This window comes from Pseudoalteromonas sp. SG45-5 (assembly GCF_014164085.1).
Classification (GTDB): Bacteria; Pseudomonadota; Gammaproteobacteria; order Enterobacterales; family Alteromonadaceae; genus Pseudoalteromonas; species Pseudoalteromonas aliena.
Genome location: NZ_JACJEM010000007.1, coordinates 96213 through 102605, shown reverse-complemented (window position 1 = coordinate 102605; position 6393 = coordinate 96213). Strand labels below are relative to the sequence as shown.

The following is a 6393-nucleotide window of genomic DNA, read 5'->3' as shown; positions in this document are numbered from 1 at the left end:
CCACGTTCGCGCTCTTCTGGAGCGTTATCGATTGATGCGAAATCTTTAGCAACACCGCCGTATACTTTTGCAAGTACGTTAGTGATTGCTGCAGTTAGTGTAGTTTTACCGTGGTCAACGTGGCCGATTGTACCAACGTTTACGTGCGGTTTTACGCGTTCAAACTTTTCTTTTGCCATGACGGAACCTATCAGTTTTGTGTATCTAAATTACATATGAAAATAATCCACCAGAGGTAGATTAAGTTAATTTTTTCAAATAGTATTTTCTGACAGATAAAGGAAGTAATCAAGGAGATTCTTAGGACTGGTGCTGATAGGCAGAGTCGAACTGCCGACCTCACCCTTACCAAGGGTGCGCTCTACCAACTGAGCTATATCAGCAACACAAGAACTGGAGCGGGCAGCGGGAATCGAACCCGCATCATCAGCTTGGAAGGCTGAGGTAATAGCCATTATACGATGCCCGCATAAAAATCTGTTCTTAAACTACCTCTAACCGTCAAGAATAAAGTGGTGGAGGGAGCTGGATTCGAACCAGCGAAGGCTGAGCCGTCAGATTTACAGTCTGATCCCTTTGGCCGCTCGGGAACCCCTCCACGATAATTCTCTACTAATTCACTTCCGGTAAAAGGAAAGTGGTGCCGACTAACCGAGTCGAACGGTTGACCTACTGATTACAAGTCAGTTGCTCTACCAGCTGAGCTAAGTCGGCACTGCTTTAGTACGGGGCGAGATATTAGAGTAAGGTTTATTGGGATGCAACTATAAAATCAAAAAAAGTGTAATTTTTTAGTTTAAATGCTCAATATTCATGCGAAAACACATTTTTTGTGCTTTTTTATGCTGTTTTGCTTAGTTCGCGCCAATAATTTAATCCCTTCATTACGAGCAATGAATCAAAAATACTTCCTTCAAATTGCTGTTGTAATAGAGAACCATAGCCCCCAGCAAAAATAATCTGCACTGCTTGGTCTGCTTTTTGGGCATTTAAATGTAACTTGGCTTGTTCAATTGCCCCTATGGTTGCGACTAAAGCACCATTTTTTAAACCATTAGGCGTATTTTTACCCAGTTCATTGGTAAATGGAGTTTTACCATCATCAAAAACACCCTGGGTGTTTTGTGTAAGCGATGAGGTCATTAAATCAAGCCCGGGTAAAATCCAACCACCCAAATGCAGCCCTTCACAATTGAGTACATCAATTGTGGTTGCGGTGCCCGCATCAACAACTATAAATGCTTTGTTAGGGTATAGTTTAAATCCAGCGATTAATGCCAGCCATCTATCTATACCTAAATTACCCACATGCTCGTAAGCGCATATAAGATCTCCAAGTGTTTTGCTTACCTTGGCTTCAAAGCAAGTAATATTATTACTTGCCGCTTGCGTGAGAATATCGTTTAGTAAATCACTGCGCCCTACACGGGCATAAATCACTTCGGTGATTTTTAACCAAGGTAGGTTATTTATATCTGCTGGCTGTGATTGTTCGTTATGCCAAAGTACAGCTTTTAACGATGTATTACCCACATCTATCAGTAATTTCATATTTGTGCCTTTCTAAGGGAGACTTCGCCCCCGTAATAGCTTTTCACTTCGCCATCTTGTCGAATCCGTATGCCTCCTTGTGGATCGATTCCCTCACATATTCCACGCCAGCTTCTATGACCTGTATTTAGCTCAACGCACTCTCCTGCAAATGCATTAAGCGAATTCCATTGCTCATACATAGCATGTAAGCCAGTTTGACGGTATTGAACCAAGCGCTGCTCTAAATAGTAGGTAAGCGATGCCACCAGCTGGTTTTTATCGAGCTGTTGAGCATGTTGACTTAAATCAGTCCATGCTTGATCTATATGTTGGCTAAAGCTCTGTGGCATTTGTAGGTTTATACCTATACCTATTACGAGCTGACACGGCCCTTGTGGCTGCCCATCAAGTTCAACCAATACGCCAGCTAACTTTTGCTTATTCAAGTAAATATCATTTGGCCACTTCAGTTCTACTTCAATACTATAAAGCGCTTTAATAGCATCATATACAGCTAAGCCAACAGCAATAGATACGCCCATTGCAGCTTGAATACCATCATCTAATCGCCAAAAATAACTATAATACAAATTGGCACCAAATGGCGATTGCCATACACGTCCACGACGCCCTCGTCCTGCTTGCTGCATTTCAGCAACAATTACAGTACCTGATTCAAGCTCTGTTTTACTTTGTATGCGGCGCATTAACTCACTATTAGTTGAGTCAATTATAGGGTGCACTTCTACACTCGCTGTTTGTGCACCTAATGCCGTGTAATGTTGTTGTATTTTTGATTGGTTTAAAAGTCCTGCGTAGTTATTTAAGCGATACCCTTTACCTGTTACTTTAAAAATATCTAACCCCATATCTTGTAAACTTTGCACATGCTTACTTATTGCTGCACGACTGATACCTAACTGTTCACCCAGTCCTTGGCCAGATACGAAGCCACCTTGATTTAAGGCATTTAAAATGGCGAGTTTATTACCATCAGGTACTTTCACTGTGCAGGCTCTCCATATATTTGGCATTCGCTATCTTTATTAATTAAGCGCACTTCGTGCTCTAGCACTATGTTATATTTAGCAAACACGGTATGTTGAATATGTCTAATCATCGTTATGAGGTCGCTTCCTTCACTATTTCCATGATTAACTAGTACCAAGGCCTGCTGCTTATGCACCTCAATACCCGCTACTCTATGCCCTTTTAAACCGACCTGGTCAATTAACCAACCTGCCGCTACCTTATGATGGTTTTGCCCGTATTTGTAATGAGGTAAATCTGCAAACGACTTTAATAGATCAGCCAGCTGTTGGTTGGTTATTATAGGATTTTTAAAAAAGCTGCCTGCATTCGGTAAAATGTAAGGGTTTGGCAATTTGCTATTGCGCGTTTGTATTACTTGATCGAACACTGCACGAGGCGTAATAGTAGCTAGTTGCTGTAACGGGCCATAACTTAAAACTGGTTGCCATTTTTTAGGTATGGCAAAATACACCTGTGTAATAACCGCTTTATTTTTTAACGCATGTTTAAAAATAGAATCGCGATAGCCAAATTGACACTGCTCGTTAGTTAACGTCATCATCGCTTTATTAGCTATATCAAAATACTCAACTGATTCTATAAACTTGGCGAGCTCTACACCATATGCACCAATATTCTGTACTGGTGATGCACCAACAGTACCAGGAATAAGTGCTAAGTTTTCAAGCCCTGGGATGTTTTTATCTAATAAATGACTCACTAATTGGTGCCAATTTTCGCCTGCTGCAACACAAATTAAATAATCGTTCTCGCGTTCATTAATTTTAATGCCTTTGGTCGCCATTTTAATAACGCTACCAAGATAATCGTTCAAAAATACAGTATTACTGCCTTCACCTAATAAGCAAAAAGGTAGCGTAAAGCTTTGTGTTTTTAGTTGATCAAGATGAGTTATTTCAACAAATTTTTGGCATTGATTCTTTAATGCAAATGTATGTAAATGTTGTAATGCGTGTGCCACAAAGCTCTCTAAATATACCGGTAACTAATCGTGATAGTTTACCCCATCGTCGCAAATTGCGCATCAGAATGTAAAAATTGCTCAACCCTCTTACTCAATCATGATATAAAACCAGCACTTTTTATTTGTGTTCAGGGTAATTATGAAAATTAAACCTCTTTTTTTAAGCCTCGCTATGGCGGGTATGTGTTCGCAAGCAATGGCTAATGCGATTGATCAAAACTCATACGCCAATCTTGATGACGTTATTACTACTCACTTAAGCCTTGATTTAGATGTCGATTTTGCTGACAAGCAGTTAGAAGGTTTTGTTGAGCACACTCTTCAGTGGAACAACAGCAACAGCAAAACACTCGTACTTGATACCCGTGACTTAGACATTGATAAAGTAATGTACCAAGACCAAAGCGGTAATTGGCACAAAGCTAAATTCGATTTAGCTAAACGTGACGGTGTGAAAGGCTCAAAACTTACTATTAAGTTCAAAAGCCAAGCTAAAATAGCCCGTATTTACTATAACAGCCGCCCAGAAGCATCTGGTCTGCAATGGTTAACACCAGAGCAAACGGCGAGTAAAACGCACCCATTTATGTATAGCCAATCGCAAGCGATTCATGCACGTAGTTGGATCCCTGTACAAGATACGCCAGCAATGCGTGTAACTTACTCTGCCCGTATTCATACACCAAAAGACATTCGCGCTGTAATGAGTGCCGACAATAAAGACGCACTTTATAAAGATGGCGATTACCACTTTGCTATGCCGCAAGCTATTTCACCTTATCTAATTGCTATTGGCGCAGGTAACTTAGAATTTAAAGCCATGTCACATCAAACTGGTATTTTTGCAGAGCCTACCATTTTAGAAGCCTCAGTTGCTGAGTTTGACGACACTCAAGCGATGATAGACAAAACCAATGCGATGTACGGCGAATATGCTTGGGGCCGTTACGACTTACTTATGCTACCGCCTAGCTTTCCGTTTGGTGGCATGGAAAACCCACGTTTATCGTTTATTACACCTACCGTAGTGGCAGGCGACAAAAGCTTAGTTAACTTAATTGCGCATGAGCTTGCTCATTCTTGGTCTGGAAACTTAGTAACTAACGCAACATGGGAAGATTTATGGTTAAACGAAGGTTTTACCTCATACGTTGAAAACCGCATTATGGAAGAAGTGTTTGGCCGTGACCGCGCTGTTATGGAACAAGCATTAGATTCTGCAGGTCTTCGCGCTCAGCTTAAAACCATTGATGCGCCAGACACCCGCCTTAACTTAAAACTTAATGGCCGCGATCCAGACGATGCGTTTAGCTCAGTGCCTTACACTAAAGGTCAGTTATTTTTAATCTACCTAGAAAACAAATATGGTCGTGACAAGTTTGACCCATTTGTAAAAGCATATTTTAAAGAGTTTTCGTTTAAATCACTGACAACTGCGCAATTTGTAACTTATATAAAAGCTAACTTAATTGAAAAGTATCCGGGCGTTGTAAGCATGGACAAAGTAAATGAGTGGATTTTTGAACCAGGCTTACCAAATGATGCGCCAAATCCTACTTCTGATGCATTTGATAAAGTAGACGCTGCAACAGCAGCATGGTTAAAAGGCGACACAACGGCTGCTCAATTACCAACTACTGATTGGTCTGTTCATGAATGGCTACACTTTTTAAATAACTTACCACGCGATTTAAGCCAAAAGCATATGGAAGAGCTAGATAATGCGTTTAACTTAACGCAATCAACCAATGCTGAGCGTGCATTTGCATGGTTTATGCTTGCTGTAGGTAATGGCTATCAACCAATTTACCCTGCACTTGATGCGCACTTATCTGGCATAGGCCGTCGCAAGTTAATTGTACCTTTGTATAAATCACTGATCACTAACGGTAAAAAAGATTGGGCGCAAAGCGTGTACTTAAAAGCACGTCCGGGTTATCACCCGCTTGCACAAGGCACCATTGACGCATTATTTGAATAAATAATAGTGTTATACCAATTTTATTAAAAACATGATCATTCTAGCGTATTAAATAACTCACTAACGACGTTAAAAATTATTTATATAGAACAACTATGTATCATAATTTTAGCCTTGTTATTGAGCTGTTTTCTTATCACTATAATAGATCACTAATTAATGTAATTGGTATTACCAATAAACTAAAAAGGGCCAATTTGGCCCTTTTTTAATAACTTTATTTTGTTACTTTTTCTAAAAATGCTTTTTGCTGAGCTGGTGTTGCTTGTTGCCACCAAAAATCAAGCATATCGGCCGCACTTGGCATGCCTTTTCCGTTAATCGGCGCTATTGGCTTAATCACTTGAGGTTTTAATCGGCTGGTTTGATGCGCAGCAGCCAACTTAGCTGGCATCGCACTCGCCAACTCACTGTTAGAGATTGTCTCAAGCGGTACCGCTAGTGGGTTATCTTTTGTTTTTAGGCTTACCTCTGGTGCTTGTGCAAATGCTTTTGCTGATATCGCATTGCTAGCACGATTAAATACTAACGTATAATTTTTACCTGCCTCTATCGTCACATCAACCCAAAATGGCTCCGACTCAACAACTTCGTGCGTATCGTAATCATCCTCATATAAATCAGTGTATTTTAGCCTTAACTGATAGGTTCCTGGCGCAAGCTCTAAATCATCAACACGGCTAAATAATGAGCTTTCAATAATGCGCTCACCTACTTGTAATGGCACAAACTCTTCAGGAAAATGAATATTCTCTGCCACACTCGATACACTAAACAACAATGCAACTGCACTGCTTAAAAACATTAATTTACGCATATTAGCTCCTTTATTTAATTTCAGTTTGACACTGCTTTGAAAGTT

Annotated in this window: 6 protein-coding genes and 4 tRNA genes; 1 reads left to right on the top strand and 9 read right to left on the bottom strand. The window is 40.2% G+C overall.

Annotation, left to right across the window (positions count from 1 at the left end; translation table 11 throughout):
- The 8 genes from H5119_RS03525 to murB form a co-directional block, all read right to left on the bottom strand.
- The coding region (locus H5119_RS03525) for a GTP-binding protein (RefSeq protein WP_259398941.1) at positions 1 to 179 on the bottom strand (179 nt) is incomplete at its 3' end.
- A 128-nt stretch (positions 180 to 307) separates the two neighbouring features.
- Positions 308 to 383: transfer RNA gene (locus tag H5119_RS03520), tRNA-Thr, on the bottom strand.
- An 11-nt stretch (positions 384 to 394) separates the two neighbouring features.
- Positions 395 to 469: transfer RNA gene (locus tag H5119_RS03515), tRNA-Gly, on the bottom strand.
- A gap of 44 nt (positions 470 to 513) precedes the next feature.
- A tRNA-Tyr gene (locus tag H5119_RS03510) sits at positions 514 to 598 on the bottom strand.
- 40 nt (positions 599 to 638) lie between these two features.
- Positions 639 to 714: transfer RNA gene (locus H5119_RS03505), tRNA-Thr, on the bottom strand.
- 126 nt (positions 715 to 840) lie between these two features.
- Positions 841 to 1551, bottom strand: a complete 711-nt coding sequence (locus H5119_RS03500) for a type III pantothenate kinase (protein ID WP_182701235.1) — start codon at positions 1549 to 1551, stop codon at positions 841 to 843.
- Positions 1548 to 2540 (bottom strand): bifunctional biotin--[acetyl-CoA-carboxylase] ligase/biotin operon repressor BirA, encoded by a 993-nt coding sequence (gene birA / locus H5119_RS03495; RefSeq protein ID WP_182701240.1) that lies wholly within the window; start codon positions 2538 to 2540, stop codon positions 1548 to 1550. Before birA ends, H5119_RS03500 begins: the two co-directional genes overlap by 4 nt.
- Positions 2537 to 3547: a UDP-N-acetylmuramate dehydrogenase gene (murB, locus tag H5119_RS03490; protein ID WP_182701234.1), complete on the bottom strand. Its 1011-nt coding sequence runs from the start codon at positions 3545 to 3547 to the stop codon at positions 2537 to 2539. Before murB ends, birA begins: the two co-directional genes overlap by 4 nt.
- A 142-nt stretch (positions 3548 to 3689) precedes the next feature.
- On the opposite strand from murB, the gene H5119_RS03485 reads away from it, so the two are divergent.
- Complete coding sequence (locus H5119_RS03485) at positions 3690 to 5531, top strand: M1 family metallopeptidase (RefSeq protein WP_182701233.1); 1842 nt, start codon at positions 3690 to 3692, stop codon at positions 5529 to 5531.
- Between the two features lie 217 nt (positions 5532 to 5748).
- Here the strand turns inward: H5119_RS03485 and H5119_RS03480 are convergent, their stop codons facing one another.
- Positions 5749 to 6348: a DUF2057 domain-containing protein gene (locus tag H5119_RS03480; protein WP_182701232.1), complete on the bottom strand. Its 600-nt coding sequence runs from the start codon at positions 6346 to 6348 to the stop codon at positions 5749 to 5751.
- Positions 6349 to 6393: the final 45 nt, after the last annotated feature.

Bases quoted from the DNA above. Each gene is read 5' to 3' on its own strand.
- H5119_RS03500 (WP_182701235.1), bottom strand. From the start codon at position 1,551: ATGAAATTACTGATAGATGTGGGTAATACATCGTTAAAAGCTGTACTT.
- H5119_RS03485 (WP_182701233.1), top strand. From the start codon at position 3,690: ATGAAAATTAAACCTCTTTTTTTAAGCCTCGCTATGGCGGGTATGTGT.
- H5119_RS03480 (WP_182701232.1), bottom strand. From the start codon at position 6,348: ATGCGTAAATTAATGTTTTTAAGCAGTGCAGTTGCATTGTTGTTTAGT.